This window comes from Alteriqipengyuania lutimaris (assembly GCF_003363135.1).
In the GTDB taxonomy this organism is placed as follows: Bacteria; Pseudomonadota; Alphaproteobacteria; order Sphingomonadales; family Sphingomonadaceae; genus Alteriqipengyuania; species Alteriqipengyuania lutimaris.
Map to the genome: position 1 here is coordinate 791,344 of NZ_QRBB01000001.1, position 18,285 is coordinate 809,628.

At 66.2% G+C, this 18,285-nt stretch carries 17 protein-coding genes and 1 tRNA gene; 11 read left to right on the forward strand and 7 right to left on the reverse strand.

Annotation, left to right across the window (positions count from 1 at the left end; all coding sequences use genetic code 11):
• Nucleotides 1-12: 12 nt before the first annotated feature.
• The gene (locus DL238_RS03890) at nucleotides 13-390 is read right to left on the reverse strand and encodes a hypothetical protein (protein ID WP_115491058.1); all 378 of its coding nucleotides are present in this window, start codon (nucleotides 388-390) and stop codon (nucleotides 13-15) included.
• A 139-nt stretch (nucleotides 391-529) separates the two neighbouring features.
• Between DL238_RS03890 and DL238_RS03895 the strand changes: the two genes are divergently transcribed.
• Nucleotides 530-606, forward strand: a tRNA-Arg gene (locus DL238_RS03895).
• Between the two features lie 22 nt (nucleotides 607-628).
• On the opposite strand, the gene DL238_RS03900 is transcribed toward DL238_RS03895, so the two are convergent.
• On the reverse strand, nucleotides 629-1,147 hold the full coding sequence (locus DL238_RS03900; RefSeq protein WP_115491059.1) for a DUF2141 domain-containing protein: 519 nt from the start codon (nucleotides 1,145-1,147) through the stop codon (nucleotides 629-631).
• Between the two features lie 252 nt (nucleotides 1,148-1,399).
• On the opposite strand from DL238_RS03900, the gene rpe reads away from it, so the two are divergent.
• From rpe to DL238_RS03940, 9 genes are all read left to right on the forward strand, one after another.
• Nucleotides 1,400-2,065 (forward strand): ribulose-phosphate 3-epimerase, encoded by a 666-nt coding sequence (gene rpe, locus DL238_RS03905; protein WP_115491060.1) that lies wholly within the window; start codon nucleotides 1,400-1,402, stop codon nucleotides 2,063-2,065.
• A gap of 143 nt (nucleotides 2,066-2,208) precedes the next feature.
• Complete coding sequence (locus tag DL238_RS03910; protein ID WP_407640850.1) at nucleotides 2,209-4,071, forward strand: heparinase II/III family protein; 1,863 nt, start codon at nucleotides 2,209-2,211, stop codon at nucleotides 4,069-4,071.
• 12 nt (nucleotides 4,072-4,083) lie between these two features.
• Nucleotides 4,084-5,664 (forward strand): bifunctional phosphoribosylaminoimidazolecarboxamide formyltransferase/IMP cyclohydrolase, encoded by a 1,581-nt coding sequence (gene purH, locus DL238_RS03915; protein WP_407640851.1) that lies wholly within the window; start codon nucleotides 4,084-4,086, stop codon nucleotides 5,662-5,664.
• A gap of 253 nt (nucleotides 5,665-5,917) precedes the next feature.
• A complete protein-coding gene (gene msrA / locus DL238_RS03920; RefSeq protein WP_115491062.1) occupies nucleotides 5,918-6,601 on the forward strand; it encodes a peptide-methionine (S)-S-oxide reductase MsrA in 684 nt (227 codons plus the stop codon).
• A gap of 60 nt (nucleotides 6,602-6,661) precedes the next feature.
• A complete protein-coding gene (locus tag DL238_RS03925; RefSeq protein ID WP_115491063.1) occupies nucleotides 6,662-7,132 on the forward strand; it encodes a Fur family transcriptional regulator in 471 nt (156 codons plus the stop codon).
• Nucleotides 7,133-7,198: 66 nt separating this feature from the next.
• Complete coding sequence (gene dxs, locus DL238_RS03930) at nucleotides 7,199-9,121, forward strand: 1-deoxy-D-xylulose-5-phosphate synthase (RefSeq protein ID WP_115491064.1); 1,923 nt, start codon at nucleotides 7,199-7,201, stop codon at nucleotides 9,119-9,121.
• Nucleotides 9,118-9,447 (forward strand): hypothetical protein, encoded by a 330-nt coding sequence (locus DL238_RS16010; RefSeq protein ID WP_181883809.1) that lies wholly within the window; start codon nucleotides 9,118-9,120, stop codon nucleotides 9,445-9,447. The genes dxs and DL238_RS16010 overlap by 4 nt, the downstream gene beginning before the upstream one ends.
• A 224-nt stretch (nucleotides 9,448-9,671) precedes the next feature.
• Nucleotides 9,672-11,063 carry a serine hydrolase domain-containing protein gene (locus tag DL238_RS03935; protein WP_181883810.1) on the forward strand — a complete coding sequence of 464 codons (1,392 nt, stop codon included), beginning with the start codon at nucleotides 9,672-9,674 and terminating at the stop codon, nucleotides 11,061-11,063.
• Between the two features lie 55 nt (nucleotides 11,064-11,118).
• On the forward strand, nucleotides 11,119-11,916 hold the full coding sequence (locus tag DL238_RS03940; protein ID WP_115491066.1) for a crotonase/enoyl-CoA hydratase family protein: 798 nt from the start codon (nucleotides 11,119-11,121) through the stop codon (nucleotides 11,914-11,916).
• A gap of 40 nt (nucleotides 11,917-11,956) precedes the next feature.
• Here DL238_RS03940 and DL238_RS03945 read toward each other — a convergent pair whose 3' ends face one another.
• The 5 genes from DL238_RS03945 to DL238_RS03965 are packed head-to-tail and all read right to left on the reverse strand — an operon-like array spanning nucleotide 11,957 to nucleotide 17,591.
• A complete protein-coding gene (locus tag DL238_RS03945; protein ID WP_115491067.1) occupies nucleotides 11,957-12,622 on the reverse strand; it encodes an NnrU family protein in 666 nt (221 codons plus the stop codon).
• A gap of 27 nt (nucleotides 12,623-12,649) precedes the next feature.
• On the reverse strand, nucleotides 12,650-13,141 hold the full coding sequence (locus DL238_RS03950; protein WP_325048435.1) for an FKBP-type peptidyl-prolyl cis-trans isomerase: 492 nt from the start codon (nucleotides 13,139-13,141) through the stop codon (nucleotides 12,650-12,652).
• Nucleotides 13,138-14,520, reverse strand: coding sequence for an amidohydrolase family protein (locus DL238_RS03955; protein WP_115491068.1), 1,383 nt, complete (start codon nucleotides 14,518-14,520; stop codon nucleotides 13,138-13,140). The genes DL238_RS03950 and DL238_RS03955 overlap by 4 nt, the downstream gene beginning before the upstream one ends.
• On the reverse strand, nucleotides 14,517-15,899 hold the full coding sequence (locus DL238_RS03960; RefSeq protein WP_115491069.1) for an amidohydrolase: 1,383 nt from the start codon (nucleotides 15,897-15,899) through the stop codon (nucleotides 14,517-14,519). Before DL238_RS03960 ends, DL238_RS03955 begins: the two co-directional genes overlap by 4 nt.
• A 30-nt stretch (nucleotides 15,900-15,929) precedes the next feature.
• Entirely contained in the window at nucleotides 15,930-17,591 is a 1,662-nt protein-coding gene (locus DL238_RS03965; RefSeq protein WP_115491070.1) for a peptide MFS transporter, read from the reverse strand.
• Nucleotides 17,592-17,788: 197 nt separating this feature from the next.
• On the opposite strand from DL238_RS03965, the gene DL238_RS03970 reads away from it, so the two are divergent.
• The gene (locus DL238_RS03970) at nucleotides 17,789-18,169 is read left to right on the forward strand and encodes a GntR family transcriptional regulator (protein WP_115491071.1); all 381 of its coding nucleotides are present in this window, start codon (nucleotides 17,789-17,791) and stop codon (nucleotides 18,167-18,169) included.
• Nucleotides 18,170-18,285: the final 116 nt, after the last annotated feature.

Here is an 18,285-nt window from a genome sequence, read left to right on the forward strand (position 1 = left end):
CCCACCGGGGCTTCAGCGCGCGAGTGCGATCGCGACCTCCGACAGCACTTTGGCACGCCCACGTTCATATTCGGTCCACAGGCGGCGTGCCGCAACATGCGGATCGGCGTCGGTCCCGTGTGCGCCGAGAAGCGCGTCGAGCCCGGCGCGCATGGTGGCCACGAGCTCGGCCAGCGCCTGGGTCGCATCATTGCTGCGTGTGCCGTCCACCTGGGCCAGCTGTCCGATCTGCGCTTCGCCAATCGCGTCATGCCGCGGTGCCGGACGACCGGCGAGCATCGCGACCACGCGCGCCGAATCCTCGATCGCGGCCCATTGCTCGACCAGCGTCGATTCGCCCGAGGCGGCGGGGGCCGTTTCGAAATCGGTACGGGGTGCCAGCTCGCTCATCACCAGTGCATGCTACCGCCCCGAGTCTTGCCAGGATGCTAACGCGCTACGGGCACCCGCCAGCGAACCGCGCTGCCTGCAAGATTTGTCGTGGCGCGACGCGATCCGCTTTGCTAAGCGCGCTGCTCGCTCAGGCGATGCACCCGTAGCTCAGCTGGATAGAGCGCTGCCCTCCGAAGGCAGAGGTCACAGGTTCGAATCCTGTCGGGTGCGCCATTTTCTCGATCGATAGGCGCCGTCAGTCGCGGTAGCGCATGGTGATGCGCATGTCGGCCACGCCCGAACCGGCCGTGAAGCTCGCCTTGCCCACCGATGGCGGCAGCGGGATGCCGATGAAATTGCCGATCTTGGGATTGTTCGACATGCCCGCGCCGTCGATTGAAAAATCGACTTCGCGGTTGCCGTTCACGTCGTGCTGGACGGCGATCGCGAAATTGCCGGTGCTGGGCAGCGGCACGCACACGGTCATGCTGCCGGCGCGCGGGCTGGTGTCGAGACGGGTCAGGTACCGCTTGGACTTCAGCCAGTCGGAACTGCGCGCGTAATAGGTCCGCACGAACAGGTTGCCGCTGTTCGAGCGCAGGCCTTCGATGGTCAGGCGCACGGCCGGTCCTCCACCATTGCTGCACAGGCTCATGTCGTTGCCGATGACCTGGGCGTAGCGCTGGGCCTGCGCCACTCCCGGAGCCAGCGTGAGGCTCAGGGCGAGCGGGAAAAGCGCGGCGCGCGCGCCGAGAGTGATGAACTTCGCGGTCATAATGTCTGTCCGTATTGCGGAAATGCTGGTGCGCTGCCCGGTTCGGGGCGCTGCGCATTTTCGTCAGGTGCAATTGCCCGAAGCCGGTGAATTGACCATGAATTGGCCTGAAGCGCGAAGAAGGCAGCGGCTGGCGGTGGAAAACATGCGTCTACGTGTCACATTCCGATTCGCAAACAGCTAAGGCAGGGTGCCCGATGAAAATCGGTCGCCCTCGACGCCCCCGGCTTCCACGCCCAACGAAGTGCTCGCATGACCGTTCCGCTGATTGCCCCCTCCATCCTTTCTGCCGATTTCGCGCGGCTGGGGGAGGAAGTGCGCAGCATCGACGCGGCCGGGGCGGACTGGATCCATGTCGATGTGATGGATGGCCATTTCGTGCCCAATCTCACGATCGGCCCGGCGGTGGTCAAGGCGCTGCGCCCGCACAGCGACAAGCCCTTCGACGTGCATCTTATGGTCAGTCCGGTCGACCAGTGGCTGGAGGCCTTTGCCGAAGCCGGGGCGGATCACATCACCATCCATCCAGAAGCGGGGCCGCACGCGCATCGCACGCTGCAGACGATCCGCGGGCTGGGCAAGAAGGCCGGGGTGGTGATCAATCCGGGCACGCCCGAAAGCGTGCTCGAATACCTGATCGACATGGTCGACCTGGTGCTGGTGATGAGCGTCAATCCCGGGTTCGGCGGGCAGAGCTTCATCGACAGCCAGTTGCGCAAGATCGAGGCGATCCGCGCCATGATCGATGCGACCGGACGTGAAATATGGCTCGAGGTCGATGGCGGGGTCGATCCGCAGACCGCGCCGCGATGCGTCGCTGCCGGGGCCGACGTGCTGGTGGCGGGTTCGGCGACATTCAAGGGCGGGGCTGAGCGCTACGCCGCCAATATCGCAGGCCTCAAAGGGAAAACGGACTGATGGCAGATTCGATGGGGCACGAGCCGGTTCGCGACCCCGTTGAAGACGGGATGGGCGATGTGTCCGAACGCCCGGAGCAGGATAGGGCCGGGCTAGATCGCCTTGGTCTCGATCGCGAAGAGCGCGCCGCGCGGCAGCTGATCATGACCCTGGGAGACAAGCCCGAGCCGACCGCGCTGAGTGCGCGCGAAACCGAAGACGAGCGCGTCGCCTCCCCTGCATCGGCGGCAAAATCGCCGGACGAGGACAGCTCCGCGGCGCCTGCCCCGGTGGATCGCGTCGAGGTTCTCCCGCCCGCGCGCGCGCTGGTTCCGCAGGAAATAGGCGCACCGCGTGTCGGACCGGGCGAGCGACTCGTCCGGATCGCTTATGCTGCTGGCGTGCGCGGCCGACTGATCACGTCGCCTTTCTCCAAGCCCGACAAGCGCCGCATCCTGTCGACGGTCAATCCGCCCCTGGTCGGCGACCGGGCGGCCGGGATGGCTCTGCGCGCGGGGCATTTCCTCGTCCACGGAATCAAGCTGCCCATCGCACAGCTCGATTTCGGGCCCGGGCACCGGATGGCTCCGGCGCTCGAACGCACGATCCACGGCTATTCGTGGCTCCGTGATCTGGCCGGATCGGGCGCGCGTCCGCAGGTCGAGGCGACCGCGCTGAGGATCCATCGCATGTGGCTCGATGCGCATCCCCTGCCGGGCAAGGGGCCTGCGTGGGAGATCGAGGTCGTCGCGCACCGGATGCTGGCGTGGCTGGTCCATGCGCCGCTGCTCCTTTCGAACAAGGCGGTGCGCGGGCGCACGCTCGCCGCGCTGGACAAGACGGCGGGCTGGCTCGATGGCCAGGTCACCAAGGCGCCCGACAGGCAGGCGGAGGTGTTCGGCTGGGGCGCGCTGATTGCGGCGGGGCTGCTGCTGCCCGAAGGCAAGCCGCGCCGGCTCTTCGCCGAGGCGGGCCTCGCGCGCGCTCTGGGCGATTTCGTAGGCGAGGACGGGGGCGTGCAGTCGCGCAGCCCGCTGGCCCAGATCGAACTGATCGAACTGCTTACCGAGCTTGCCGCCTGCTATCGATCGGTCAAGGTCGAGCCGCCCAAGTTCATCGGTGCCGTGTCCGAACTGATCACGCCGCCACTGCTTGCGGTGATGCACGGCGAAGGCGGGATGGGCAATTGGCAGGGCGCAGGCGCGGTCTGTGCGGAGCGGATCGAGGAACTGATCCGTGTCAGCGGCGTGCGTGCCCGTCCGCTGAAGGAACCGCGCGGCTGGGGCTATCACCGCGCAAGCGCGGCCAAGACGGTGTTGCAATTCGATGCGGCCCCGCCGCCGCTCGCCAAATATGCACGCTCGGGCTGCGCCTCCACCCTCGCCTTCGAACTTTCCGCGAAGGGCCAGCGCATCATCGTCAATTGCGGCGGTGCCGCATGGGCCGGCGGCCAAGTGCCCGCGCGGATCGAGCAGGGCCTGCGCGCCACGGCGGCGCATTCGACACTGGTGCTGGAGGACGTCAATTCGACCGCGATCCTGGTGAAGGGCAAGCTGGGCGCGGGCGTCACCGAGGTCGAGGTCGACCGCCGCACGGTCGGCGGCAAGCGCGGCGGGGCCACGCGAATCGAGGCCAGCCACGATGGCTATGCCAGCCGTTTCGGCCTGCTTCATCGCCGGGTCCTCGTGCTCCGCGAGGACGGGACCGAACTGGCTGGCGAGGATGTGCTGCTGCCCGCAAGCAAGCGCGGCAAGCGCGGGAAGGTCGGCTATGCGATCCGCTTCCACCTCGGGATGGGCATCGCCGCGCGCCTGTCGGAGGATCGCAAGGGCGCCGGTCTCGCGCTGCCCGACGGTTCACACTGGCAATTCCGGGTCGCGGGTGAATATACGGGCACGCTTTCGATCGAAGAGAGCCTTTTCGTCGATGGACAGGGTCGGCCGCAGCCGATCCAGCAGCTCGTTTTGCAGGGCATGACGCCGCGCAGCGGCGGCAGTTTTGCCTGGCTATTCAAGAAGATGGGATAGATTTTGACTCATATTGCGATCCGCAGGGCCCTCCTTTCCGTATCGGACAAGGAGGGACTGGCGCAGCTTGGCCAAGCGCTCGCGAGTCGCGGCGTCGAACTCGTCTCGACCGGCGGCACCGCGAAGGCACTGCGCGATGCGGGGCTCGAGGTGCGCGACATTTCCGACCTGACGGGCTTCCCCGAGATGATGGACGGCCGGGTCAAGACGCTTCATCCCAAGGTACACGGCGGGTTGCTGGCGCTGCGCGACAACGAACAGCATGTCGCTTCGATGGAAGAGCATGAAATCGGCGCGATCGATCTGGTGGTGGTCAACCTCTACCCCTTCGAAGCGACCGTCGCCAAGGGGGCCGAGCGTGCCGAGGTGATCGAGAACATCGACATCGGTGGGCCGTCGATGGTCCGCTCGGCAGCGAAGAACCACCAGTTCGTCACCATCGTCACCGATCCGGCGGATTACCCGGCGCTGGTCGAAGAGCTGGAAGGCGGCAAGGGCGCAACCAGCCTCGGTTTCCGCAAGAAGATGGCGGCCAAGGCCTTCGCCGCCACCGCCGCCTATGATGCGATGATCAGCCAGTGGTTCGCCTTTGCCGACCAGCAGCAGCAATTCCCCGACTACCTCTCGGTCGGGGGCAAGGCGCCCACCGTGCTGCGCTATGGCGAGAACCCGCACCAGCAGGCCGCGCTGTACACGCCCACCGGGCCGCATGCGCATGGCATCGCGCAGGCCGAGCAGCTGCAGGGCAAGGAGCTGTCGTACAACAATTACAACGACGCCGACGCCGCGCTCGAGCTGTGCGCCGAATTCGCTGGCGAAGAGCCTGCAGTCGTCATCGTCAAGCACGCCAACCCCTGCGGTGTGGCGCAGCGCGGCACTCTGATCGACGCGTGGAACGAAGCGCTGGCGTGCGACAGCGTGTCGGCCTTCGGTGGCATCGTCGCGGTCAATCGCGAGCTCGATGGCGAAACCGCGCGCGCGATCTGCGAGATCTTCACCGAAGTCGTCATCGCCCCCAGCGTGACCGACGAGGCGCGCGAAGCCTTCGCGAAAAAGAAGAACCTGCGCCTGCTGACCGTGGGCGACCTGCCCGATCCGCGACGCGGCGCCCTGACCGTAAAGCCGATCACGGGCGGCCTGCTGGTGCAGGGCCGCGACAACGCGACGATCTCTGCCGATGACCTGAAAGTCGTCACTAAGCGCGAACCGAGCGAGCAGGAACTGAAGGATTGCCTGTTCGCCTGGACCGTGGCCCGCCACGTCAAATCCAATGCGATCGTCTACGCCAAGGACGGCGCGACCGCCGGGATCGGCGCGGGCCAGATGAACCGCCGCGATTCGAGCCGGATCGCCGCAATCAAGGCAGCCGAAGCGGCGGAGAAGTATGGCTGGGACACCGCGCGCACCGTGGGCAGCGCGGTCGCATCGGACGCGTTCTTCCCCTTCGCCGACGGCCTGCTAGCCGCTGCCGAGGCAGGGGCGACCGCGGTGATCCAGCCGGGCGGTTCCATTCGCGACGACGAAGTGATCGCAGCGGCCGACGAGGCGGGACTGGCGATGGTGTTCACCGGGATGCGCCACTTCCGGCACTGATTCGCGCGCATCGCGATGTAACCGATCGGGTGCGTTGCACGGATTGTCGTGCGCGTCCGTCGAATTCACCGAAAAGTCAGCGGATGCACCCCATATGGGATGCAACACAGAAAATAAGCCGCAGGACCACCGCCATGAAATTCTTCAAGTCAGACCTCTTCCGCAGCTTCGGCATCGGTTTCGCCGTGACCGGTGTCGCGCTGTTCGTCACGCGTTTCGACGGTGTGGACGGGCTCGTCGCGGGGCTGATGTAATGCGGCAATTGCCGCCTGGAATCCTCGCACTCGCTGCGGCGGGTTCGCTCGCGCTGTCGGGTTGCGGCCCGGCGCTGGCGGCGGAAAATCACGTCCGCGCGCCGGTCGCGCAGGTGAAGGCGCAGGAAAGCGGCCTCAAGACCGCGATCTTCGCGGGCGGCTGTTTCTGGGGCGTCGAGGCGGTCTTCAGCCATGTCGAGGGCGTGAAGAGCGCGGTCGCGGGCTATCACGGCGGGACCAAGCGCCAGGCCGATTACAAGCTCGTATCCAGCGGGATTACCGATCACGTCGAAGCGGTGAAGATTACCTATGATCCATCGCAGATCCGTTACGACCAGCTGCTGCGCATCTTCTTCTCGGTCGTCGCCGACCCGACCCTGCGCAATCGCCAGGGCCCGGATCGCGGCGCGCACTACAATGCCGAGCTGATCCCGGTCTCGGCCGAGCAGCGCGAGGTCGCGAAGGCCTATCTCGCGCAGATGAAGCGCGACAACAAATGGGGCGGTCCGATCGTGACCGGTATTTCGCCCGCGAAAACCTTCTACCCCGCGGAAGACTACCACCAGAACTTCGCCGCCAAGAACCCGCGTCATGGCTATATCGTGCGCTGGGATGCGCCCAAGGTCGCCGCGCTCAAGGAATTCTACCCGGGCGTCTACCGCGCCAGCTTCCTCAGGGACTGACGGCAGGCGCACCTAAGCGCGATCTGGAATCTTGCGCGCCCACACGCTATCTGCACTGACATGGCGACGGCACACAGGCACACCCACAAGGAACACGAGGGCGAGGCCCTGATCGATGCGGCGAAGCGATCGCTAGAGGATCAGGGCGAGCGCTGGACCGGCATGCGCTCCGAAGTGTTCGAGGAACTGGCGAAGCACGCGCGCCCGGTGTCGGCCTACGACATCGCCGAAAACCTGAGCAACCAGCGCGGCAGCCGCGTGGCGCCCAACAGCGTGTATCGTATCCTCGACATCTTCGTGCGCAACAACCTCGCCAACCGGATCGAGAGCGCGAACGCGTTTCTCGTCAATTCGCACCCCGGCTGCCGCCACGATTGCATCTTCCTGATCTGCGACGATTGCGGGGCGGCGGATCACATCGACGACGACCGGCTGACCGGCGCTTTGCGCGAGGCGGGACAGGGCGCTGGATATGCCGACCTGCGTCCGGTGGTCGAACTGCGCGGACTGTGCGGCGACTGCGCCAACTAGGGCCAACTAGGTACGAACCACGCGGTTTATCGACAGCCGCGATTCCACGCTGTAGGAATGGCCCCCATGGATAAACGCCCCGAAACGCCGCTGCTCGATACGGTCGAGTACCCTGCGGATCTCCGCAAGATCGACCGAGAAAAGCTCCGCCAGCTGGCGGATGAATTGCGCACCGAAATGATCGATGCGGTCGGCACGACCGGTGGGCACCTGGGCTCGGGCCTCGGCGTGGTCGAGCTGACCGTGGCGATCCATTATATCTTCAACACGCCCGAAGACCGGCTGATCTGGGACGTGGGCCACCAGTGCTACCCGCACAAAATCCTGACCGGGCGGCGCGACCGCATCCGCACCCTGCGGCAGGGCGGTGGCCTCTCGGGCTTCACCAAGCGTAGCGAGAGCGAGTACGACCCGTTCGGCGCGGCGCACTCTTCCACCTCGATCAGCGCAGGTCTCGGCTTTGCCATGGCCAATAAGCTGCAGAACAAGCCCGGCCGCGCGATCGCGGTAATCGGCGACGGCGCGATGAGCGCAGGGATGGCCTACGAGGCGATGAACAATGCGGAACAGGCGGGCAACCGGCTGGTCGTGATCCTGAACGACAACGACATGTCGATCGCGCCGCCCGTGGGCGGGCTCTCCGCCTATCTGGCGCGCGTCGTTTCGAGCGGCGAATATCTCGGCCTGCGCAGTCTCGCCTCCAAGGTCGCCAAGAAGATGCACCGCCGCCTGCACTCCTCGCTCGGCAAGGCGGAGGAATTCACCCGCGGCATGGTGACCGGCGGGACCTTGTTCGAGGAGCTGGGCTTCTACTACGTCGGCCCGATCGATGGGCACAATCTCGATCACCTGATTCCCGTGCTGGAGAATGTGCGCGATAGCGACCAGGGTCCGGTGCTGATCCATGTCGTGACCGAGAAGGGCAAGGGCTACAAGTTCGCCGAGGAAAGCGCGGACAAGTACCACGGCGTCTCGAAGTTCGACGTCATCACGGGCGAACAGAAGAAGAGCAAGGGCGGCCCGCCCAATTACCAGAACGTGTTCGGCGAAACCCTCGCCAAACTGGCCGAGACCGACGACCGCATCTGTGCGATCACCGCCGCGATGCCCGGCGGCACGGGGGTCGACAAGTTCGCCAAGGCGCACCCCGAGCGCAGCTTCGATGTCGGCATTGCCGAACAGCACGGCGTGACCTTCGCCGCCGGCCTCGCTGCGCAGGGCATGCGGCCTTTCGCCGCGATCTATTCGACCTTCCTGCAGCGCGCCTACGACCAGGTGGTCCACGACGTCGCGATCCAGAACCTGCCGGTCCGCTTCGCGATCGATCGTGCGGGGTTGGTCGGCGCGGACGGCGCGACGCACGCAGGCAGCTTCGACGTCACCTATCTCGCCACGCTGCCCAACATGGTCGTGATGGCCGCCGCCGACGAGGCGGAGCTGGCGCACATGACTTACACCGCCGCCGAATACGACGACGGCCCCATCGCCTTCCGCTACCCGCGCGGCGCGGGTACGGGCGTCGAGATTCCCGAAACGCTCGAAAAGCTGGAGATCGGCAAGGGCCGGATCGTCAAGCACGGCAGCAAGGTCGCGATCCTCTCGCTCGGCACGCGGCTGGGCGAAGCGCTAGACGCGGCCGAGCAGTTGGAGGCACGCGGCCTGTCGACCACCGTGGCCGACATGCGCTTCGCCAAGCCGCTCGACACCGCATTGATCGAGAAGGCGATGCGCGAGCACGAAGTGGTGCTGACGATTGAGGAAGCCGCCATCGGCGGTCTCGGCGCGCATGTGCTGACCCACGCCAGCGACCATGGGCTGCTCGACGAGGGGCTGAAAATCCGCACGATGCGTTTGCCCGACATTTTCCAAGATCAGGACGATCCCAAGAAGCAGTACGACGAAGCGGGCCTGAATGCTCCCGATATCGTCGACACCGTGCTGGCCGCGCTACGGCACAATTCGGCGGGGGTTGAGGAAGCTCGGGCGTGATCGCGCTGCTGATCGCATCGGGGGTTGCCATCGGTGCTGCGCAGCCGGCTTCCGACGCGTCGCTTCACGAGCGGTTCGGGGAAGCGGCGAAGTGCCGTGTCCACACCGAGATGCTGCCGGCGCTGTTCGAAGGCGACGAAGCGCGGGTGCGGACCGGCCGCCGCATATATCGCTACTGGGTCGGCGAAAGCGACCGCTTGGGGAGCGAGCTCGACCTGGAGGGCGACGAGCTGTCCCTGCGATATCTCCTCATCCCGATAACTCCCGACGAAGCGCTCCTGCGCGAATGCTCTACCATCGCTCTCGATGCGATGGACGGGGACTGATCCTTTCGACCGGCATTTCCCGCCGGTCCGATGACCACCGACGCCTCCTGCGGTTGACTCCGTGTATTAGACGTATAGCACACCAGTCTTCGTCAGTGGCTTCGGGGAATGGTCCGATCAAGCACCTCATCCTTATCGCAACGCTCGGCGCATGCCTGGTCGGATGCGCCGTTCGGCAGGATGTGGCGCAAGCCGTCTCTGCGCCCGCTCTTGCCCCGGCACCCGTGCAAGCTCGGCTCGATCAGGCGCTGGCCGATACGCCTCCCCTAATGCAGCTCCATCGCCTGAATGGGCTGAGCGTCGCCGTATTCGACGATTACGGCAATGTGCACACGTACGCCTTCGGGGTGAAGCGTGCCGACGGCGATCAGCCGGTCACCCCCAGCACCGCCTTTTCCACCGCGTCGATCTCCAAGCCGGTAACCGCGCTCCTCTGCCTGCTGCTGGACGCGGAAGGCAGGATCGACATCGACGCGCCGATCGCGTATTCGCTGACTCGCTGGCAGCTTCCGCACAGCGAGTTTCCGGGCGCTGCCGACATCACCTGGCGGCAGTTGATGACCCATACGGCGGGCACTTCCCAACACGGATTCGCGGATTATTACGAGGGTGACGCGCTGCCCACGCTGGTCGACAGCCTCGAAGGGCGGCTGCCCCGCTACGATCGCCCGATCGCGTTCGAGTTCGTGCCCGGAACCGACTGGCAATATAGCGGCGGCGGCTATGTGATCCTGCAAATGGCGCTGGAGGACGAAGTGGGCGTGCCCTTGCACGAGCTTGCCCGGCAGCGGATTTTCGAGCCGCTGTCCATGACGCACACCACGATGATCCAGCCCGGCGAGCCCGGCTTTCCGGGCGACGTCGCCTCGGTGCACGACGAAGCGGGCGCGCTCATCCGCAATGGACTGCCGATCACCCCGCAGGTTTCCGCCTCGGGCATGTGGTCGACGCCGAGCGACCTTGCGACCTTCGCCATCGCCATCCAGCGCGGCCTGCGCGGCGAGACGGTCGACCCGGTCACGCCGCAGATCGCGCGCACCATGACGGATATCATCTCGCTCGACTATGTCGGCGGAATGGGCACGCCGTTCTTCCGTGGCTTCGGCCTGGGCAACACCGAATGGTTCCGGCACGATGGGTCCAACACCGGGGTCAATTCCGATTTTTTCGCCGCGATGGAGGGCGGTTACGGGTTCGTCCTGATGGGCAATGGCGACGACGGCAACACGGGACCGGTGTTCGCGGAGCTGCGGCGCGAAATTATCGCATCAATGGGCTGGCGCGGCCACCACCCGATCGCCGATGCGCCGTTGGACGACACGCTTCGAAACGCCGTGCAGGGCGACTATCGCGGGCTGCTTTACGATCTGGGTCTCGACTACACGATCGAGCAGCGGGACGAAGGCCTGGTGATCGCTTCGGAATTCTTCACGCAGTTCCTCGGCACGGATGCCAGCCCGATGCACCATCTGGGCAACGGAGTCTTCCGGATCGAGGACTATCCCAACCTCCTGACCTTCGAGCTGGACGCACAGGGCGCGGTTGCAGCGGTGAGCATCAGTCGACCGGGCACCGAAGCGCCGGCATTCCGCAGGCCGATCGCTGACCTGCGATAAGGCTTTGGGCGCGCTCGCAGGGCTGGCATTGGGGACATGATCGAAAGGAACCCGCATGCCCCTGCTAAATGTCATCATCGACAACCACGTCGCCACCCTCACCCTAGACCGGTCCGAGAGCATGAACGCACTCGGCCTGGCGGGCGATGGCGATGCCTTCGTCGAGGCTTGCGACGCGATCAATGCGGACGCCGACGTTCGCTGCGCGATCCTGACCGGGGCAGGGCGTGCGTTCAGTGCGGGCGGGGACATCAAGGCGATGCAGCAGCGGACTGGCAATTTCGCGGGTTCCCCTGTCGAAATCGCCGACGGGTACCGCACCAACATCCATCGGATACTGCGCGCGCTCCACAACTTGCGCGTTCCATTGATCGCGGCCATCAACGGGCCCGCGATCGGCCTGGGCGGCGATCTCGCCTGTCTGGCCGACATGCGCATCGCGAGCACGCAAGCGAAGTTCGGGGTCACCTTCCTCAAACTCGGCCTCGTCCCCGGCGACGGCGGCACCTGGCTGCTGCCGCGTGTGATCGGCGAGGCGCGCGCCGCAGAGCTGTTCTTTACCGGCGAGGTCATCGACGCCGGGACCATGCAGGACTGGGGCTTCGTCTCCCGCGTGGTCGCACCCAACGCGCTGATCGACGAGGCGCAGGCACTGGCAAGCAAGGTCGCCGCGATGCCGCCCGCCGCGCTGCGCCAGACCAAGATGCTGCTGCGGCAGGGTCGCGGGCTGAGTTACGACGGCGCGCTCGAGCTGGCCGCCAATACGCAGGGGCTGATGCACCACACCGTCGACCATGCCGAAGGTGTTGCCGCGCTGATCGAGAAGCGTTCTCCTAATTTCACAGGCGAGTAGAACCGGCTCCCAGCCCCCGCGCTTGGTTGCCCGAAGGGAGCTAGATCCAGCGCCACACTCCGGCCTCCATCTCGTGGAGCCAGCTGGCGCCAAGCCATATGGCGATTCCGCCGATCCACGGCACCAGTCCGACCGCGAGGATGCGATGGAACCTGGGCCAATAGCTCGTGCTGCGCTCCCACTGTTCCCACGCATCGCCCATCAGCACCTCCTTCTTGCGGTCCTGGAAATGCGCGCCGACGAGCGCGAGCGTGGCAATTGCCAGCGCGACCACGACGGTGCGTGCGGTCGGCGCCGCGATCAGATGCGCAAGCGCCCATAATGCAAAGCCCCACATCATCGGGTGGCGGGTGACCTTGAACACGCCGCGCGCGGGCTTGCGCGCAGCCTGTGCCGCGCCCGGTGCGGGCAGGGCGGGATTGCCGATCAGCGATCCAGCGAACAATACCATCGCCGCCAGCGTGATCGCGCTCGCCGCGATCCACACGGCATCGCCGTAACCACCCCACAGCGGGGCGCCTGCCGGGGTCGCGACGAAGGCGAAGTACATCCACGCCATCGCGGCGGCGCTGACCAGCGTGTAAACGAGCGAAAAACCGGCACTGCCGAGCGTGCGGACCATGGGCCCGCGCAAGGGATGGGACATCGCGAAATGCGTGCCGACGAAGGCGATGCTTGCTGCGATCAGCGAAGTCAGCGGGTCCATCATCTCGTCACGCCTCCCCTTGCGGCCTTATTCGATTCCGAGCAGCTCCACCTTGAAGACCAGCGTGGCATTGCCGGGTATCGGCCCCTTGCCGACCGGACCATAGGCAAGGTCGGCGGGGGCATAGAGCTCGATTGTGTCGCCGACCGCCATCTGCGGGATTGTGAGCTGCCATGCCTTGATCAGCCGGCCGAGCGGGAAGGTCGCGGGTTCGCCGCGCTCGTAGGAACTGTCGAACTGGGTTCCATCGTGGAAGCGGCCCGCATAATGCACGCTGACCGTATCCTCGACCGTCGGCTTCGGACCCTCGCCGTCGCCCGCAAGGCGACGATAGTGGAGCCCGCCGGGCAGGACCTGCCAGCCATCCTCGGCCCGCAGCTCGGCCACCGCGACCTGTTGCCGGTTGTGCCAGGCGAGATCGTGCTCCGCCGCGTCCGACGAAGGGGCGTCCTGCGCGAAACCCGCACCCGGCATCGCACCGAGCGCGGCGAGCGCCAGCGCGGCCGGGGCGGCCCTCACCAGTCGTAGGCCTTGGGCAGATCGCTCTCGTCGAGATCGCGGTAGCGCTGGCGGAGGCGCGTCTGGTGGTTGTCGGTCGGCTGGCGGACGCCGTCGATGAAGACGGCTTCGGCCGCGCTCCCGACTTCGAGCGGGTCGCCATCCCACATCACGACGTCGGCGGTCGCACCTGCGGTCAGCGTGCCGAGGCGCCCGTCGAAGCCCGCGATTCGCGCGGGGACCGAGGTAATGGTCGCCAGTGCCTCGCCCCAGCTGAGCCCGGTCGCGCCGGGCACGCGGGTCAGCGCCACGAGGTTGCCGGCATATTGGCGCGCGTTGCGGGGCTGATCGCCCGTGCCGCCCGACATGCGCCCGATGGCGACGGTCACGCCCGCCGCGCGCATGCGGCCGACATTGCTCTGCGTCGCGGCGAGCTGGTCGAAGCCGACCGGCAGATCGTCGAGCGGGTCGGCGATCACCGGCACTCCGGCGGCGGCGATGTCGTTCGCGACCAGCCAGCCCTCGCTCGCGCCCAGCAGGACGAGATCGAGGTTCGGGAAATCGCGCGTCAGCTTGAGGACTTCGCGGATGTCTGCCGCGCGTTCGACCACGACGTAGAGCGGCTGTTGGCCGCGCACCACGGGCACCAGCGCCGCGGCGTCGAACCGGGTGAGCAGGACGTCGCCCGCACGCTCGCTGTCGCGCCCGTCGAGGCGCGGGTCGAGCGGAACGTCGTCGCCGAAGCGGGCTTCCGCAGGCCGCGCGGTGGCGGCGCCGATCGCGGCGCGGTCGCCCAGCTGGGTCGCTTCGCGCAGCGCATTGCGCAGCAGCGCGTGGGCGCTTGTGCGGCTGCCGCCGGAAATGCGAGCACCGCGCTCACCGAGATCGACGACCTGGAAGGCGCGCGTGCGGGTGACCATCTCGGGATCGGTGCCCAGATCGATCACTGCACCCTGGCCACCGAAGATCGAGGCGGAAGGGCTGGAATAGACGCTCGCCCGCGTGATGCCCGCGGCGCGGGCCACCAGCACGTCCTGCGAATTGGGGTTGAGCGCGGTCGACGCGTCGAGCGCGGCGCTGAAGGGCGAATTGCCCGCCGCCGCGTCGTTGCTTTCGCTCACGCCGTCGACATCGGACAGACCGAGGTCGGTGACGGCGGAGAAGATGCCGGGCGTGACCCACTTGCCCGTGCCGTCGATCACTTCGAGGCCAGCGGGCGCGGCGGTGCCGACACCTGCCGAAACGACCCGGCCGTTGCGCACCACGACGGTGGCGTTCTCGATCGGTTCGGATCCGTCGCCGGTGGCGACCGTCGCATTGGTGATCGCGAAGTCCTGCGCTGCCGCCGGAGCGGCCAGTGCGAGCGCGGCGGCGCTGCCGAGAAGGAAGCGGGGGATCATTTCACATCTCCTTCACCGGGCTGGCCGAGCTCGAAATCGCTCACCGGGCGGCGATTGCGGTCCATCGCGTCGTACATCAGCGCGCCGTCGATCCAGACCTTCTCGGGCCGCGAATAGACGCTCAGCGGGTCGCCGTTCCACAGGACGACGTCCGCCATCTTGCCGGGTTCGAGGCTGCCGGTCATGCTGTCGATGCCCATCGCTTTCGCGGCGTTCAGTGTGAACCAGCCGATCACCTCGGCATCGGGAATCTCAATCCCCATGCGCGCGCCCGCAGCCTGCGCCTTGGCGGCTTCCTGGTTGAGCCGCTGGATGCCGTTTTCATCGTCCGAATGGATGACCACGCAGGCCCCTTCGCGGCGCAGCAGCGCGGCGTTCTCGGGAATGCCGTCGTAGCTTTCCATCTTGAAGCCGTACCAGTCGGCCCAGATCGCGCTGCACACGTCGTTCTCGCGCAGAAGATCGCCGATCTTGTAAGCCTCGACCGCGTGGTGGAAGGCAGCAACCTTGTAACCCATCTCCTTGGCCATATCCATCACCAGCGCCATCTCGTCGGCGCGGTAGCAGTGATTGTGGATCAGGATTTCGCCATCGAGCACGCCGGCGAGCGTTTCCTTCGCAAGGTCGCGCTTTGACCGATCGCCATCGGCATAGGCCTTGGCGTCGAGCCACATCTGCCGGTTGACCGCGAAGTTGCCCATCCGCGTCGAGGGCATGCGTCCGCGGCTGCCATAGACCCGCTTGGGGTTCTCGCCGCAGGCCATCTTCATGCCGTAGGGCGCACCGGGGAACTTCATTCCCTGCACCGTGCGCGAGGCCACGTTCTTGAGCGTGACCGAGCGCCCGCCGGTAAGGTTGGCGGAGCCGGGCAGGATCTGCAGTGCGGTGACGCCGCCATTGGCGAGCGCGCGGCTGAAGCCCGGGTCCTGCGGCCAGACCGAATGCTCAGCCCAGACTTCGGGCGTCATCGGGCTGGTCGCTTCGTTGCCGTCGCTATGCGCGTCGACCGACGGGGTAGGGTAGTCGCCGAGGTGGCTGTGAATGTCGATCACGCCGGGGGTGACGAACTTGCCGCTGCCGTCGACCACGTCGTAGCCATCGGTAGACAGCCCTGTGCCCACCCCGACGACTTCGCCATCGCGAAACAGCACGATGCCGTTGTCGATCCGGTTGCCCGCACCGTCGTAGACGGTCGCACCGACCAGCGCGGTCGGGCGGCCCGGATAGCGCTCATACGTCGAGGCGAAGGGCGCGCGGCCATCTTCGCCCACCGTGGGCGAAGATGCGGAGGCCGCGGCGCTGCTTTCGCCCGTGTCCATGGTGGAACATGCCCCCAGCGCCAGCGCGCATCCCAGGACGGTCAGTGTTCTTGCCAGCATTGTGCTTCCCCCCGTGGTCGTCGTTCTGGGTCAGTGGGTCGTGCGCGTGGTCGGGTGGATGCCCGCACCCTGCGGTTCGCCCGGACCCTCGGCCTGGCCTTCCAGATCGTCGTCGACGCTCTCGTCCACCAGCGTGTCGAGGTGCATCAGCTTCTTCACCAGAGGGCTGATGACCATCACGACCACGCCGACGCCAACCGCGAACCAGCCGACGGTGGAGTAGACATCGAGCACGACCTGCTTGCCCGCTTCCTCGCCGACACCTTCGGCACCGGTCGCTGAGGCGATCAGGCCGGCGGCGAAGTTGCCGGTGGCGGATGCGAAAAACCAGGTGCCCATAATCAGCGATGCCATGTGGCCGGGGCTCAGGCGGTTCATCGCCGACAGGCCCACGGGCGACAGACACAGCTCACCGGTCGTGTGCAGCAGGTAGATCAGGAAGATGAAGATCACCGGCGTCGGCACATTGAGGCCGACGCTCTGTGCGCCCCAAACCAGCACCAGGAAGCCGAGGCCGACCTGAATGACGGCGAGGCCGAACTTCATCGGGGTCGACGGTTCCGCACCCCGCTTCGCCAGCAGCTGCCAGAGGCCGGCAAACAGCGGCGCAAGCAGGATGATGTAGATCGCATTGATCGACTGGAACATCGATGCGGCGACGCCCTGCGTGTCGACATGGCGATCGGTGAACAGGTTGAGGCTGGAGCCGGCCTGTTCGAAAAGCGCCCAGAAGACGATCGAGACGAAGATCAGGAAGATCGCCGCGAAGATGCGGTCGCGCTCTTCGCGCGGAAGGCGGCCGATCGCGATGTAGAGGACGTAGGCGACCAAGCCGAGGCCGAAGACGCCGAGCACCCAGCCGACCAGCTGCTGGTACTGGATCGCGAGCCAGCACAGGCCGACCATCGCCAGGCCGATGCCGTAGATGCCGAATTCTCGCCCGCCCGCGATCTTCGCGGGATCCTTGGGCTCGCCCTTGCCGAGCAGCAGCGGCTTGCCGATCACGAAGAAGACCAGGCCCAGCAGCATGCCGATGCCCGCGAGGCCGAAGCCGTAGGCCCAGCCGACCGTCTGGCCAAGGAAGCCGCAGATGATCGATGCGGTCGCCGCGCCGACATTAATGCCCATATAAAAGATGGTGTAGGCCGGGTCGCGGCGGATGTCGGTGCGCGGATAGAGCTGGCCGACCATCACCGAAATGTTGGCCTTTAGGAAACCCGAACCGACGATGATCAGCGCCAGCGCCAGCCAGAAGATGTTGATCGTGGCGTCGGCCTGCCCCCCGTCGCCCTCGAAGGCCATGAAGAAGTGCCCGAAGGTCAGCAGCACGGCGCCGAACAGCACCGCCTTGCGCTGGCCGAGGAAGCGGTCGGCAAGGAAGCCGCCGACCACCGGGGTGATGTAGACCAGGGCCGTGTAGGCCCCGTAGATCACGCTCGCCTCGCTATCGGTGAACAGCCAGTGCTGCACGAGATAGAAGATCAGCAGTGCACGCATGCCGTAGTAGGAAAAGCGTTCCCACATTTCGGCCATGAACAGCAGAAACAGGCCCTTGGGATGGCCGATGACTTCAGGCTGGGGTCGGGTGGTGAGGAAAACGCCTCCGAGAAGGAAGGTGGCAAGCGCTACCACCGCGATCCAGAATGCCCACAACTCGTATGCCGAGTCGAACAATGCATTAAATTCGGCCATGTATTCCCGATCCCCAAAACCGCCGCGTCCCTGCGCGGGTCATATGAAAGCGCGCACCCTAGCGCTCAAAAACGGTGTGTGAAGCCCAAGTCACACCTGCGGCGATGATTATCCTCCGAACATGCGCGTCGCGCGAAGTCCTTGTGTGTCGGGCGGGAACCTTGACCTGCTCCGCTGTATTATGTCACTGAAGCACCATGAAATCCCCAGCCTCCCCTTCCTCGGCGCGCCCCGTATACCTGCGCCTGCGCGACCTGATCGCCGCCGCGATTCTCGATGGCGAGTTTGCGGAAGGCGAGATGCTGCCCTCGGTCCGCACCTTCGCGGCGCAGCAGGGTGCCAATCCGCTCACCGTGGCGAAGGCCTTCCAGCAGTTCCAGGACGACGGCCTCATCGCGGTGCGGCGCGGGGTCGGCATGTATGTGGTGGAGGGCGCGGCACGGCGCTTGCGCGCGGCGGAACGGGCCAGCTTCCTCGAAGAGGAATGGCCGCAGATTCGTGCGCGGCTCGATCGGCTCGGGCTCTCGGCGGAGGATCTGCTGGCCGACCGATCGCTGGCGACGGGCTCCGGCAGCTAACATTTATCATTGTTGCGCATTGCACAATCGTACTAATTCTGGCACGCAGAATGCGGGATTTGGGTCGCACCGTTGAATTAGACCCGGGCCGCGTGCGCGGATAACCGGGCCGGCGC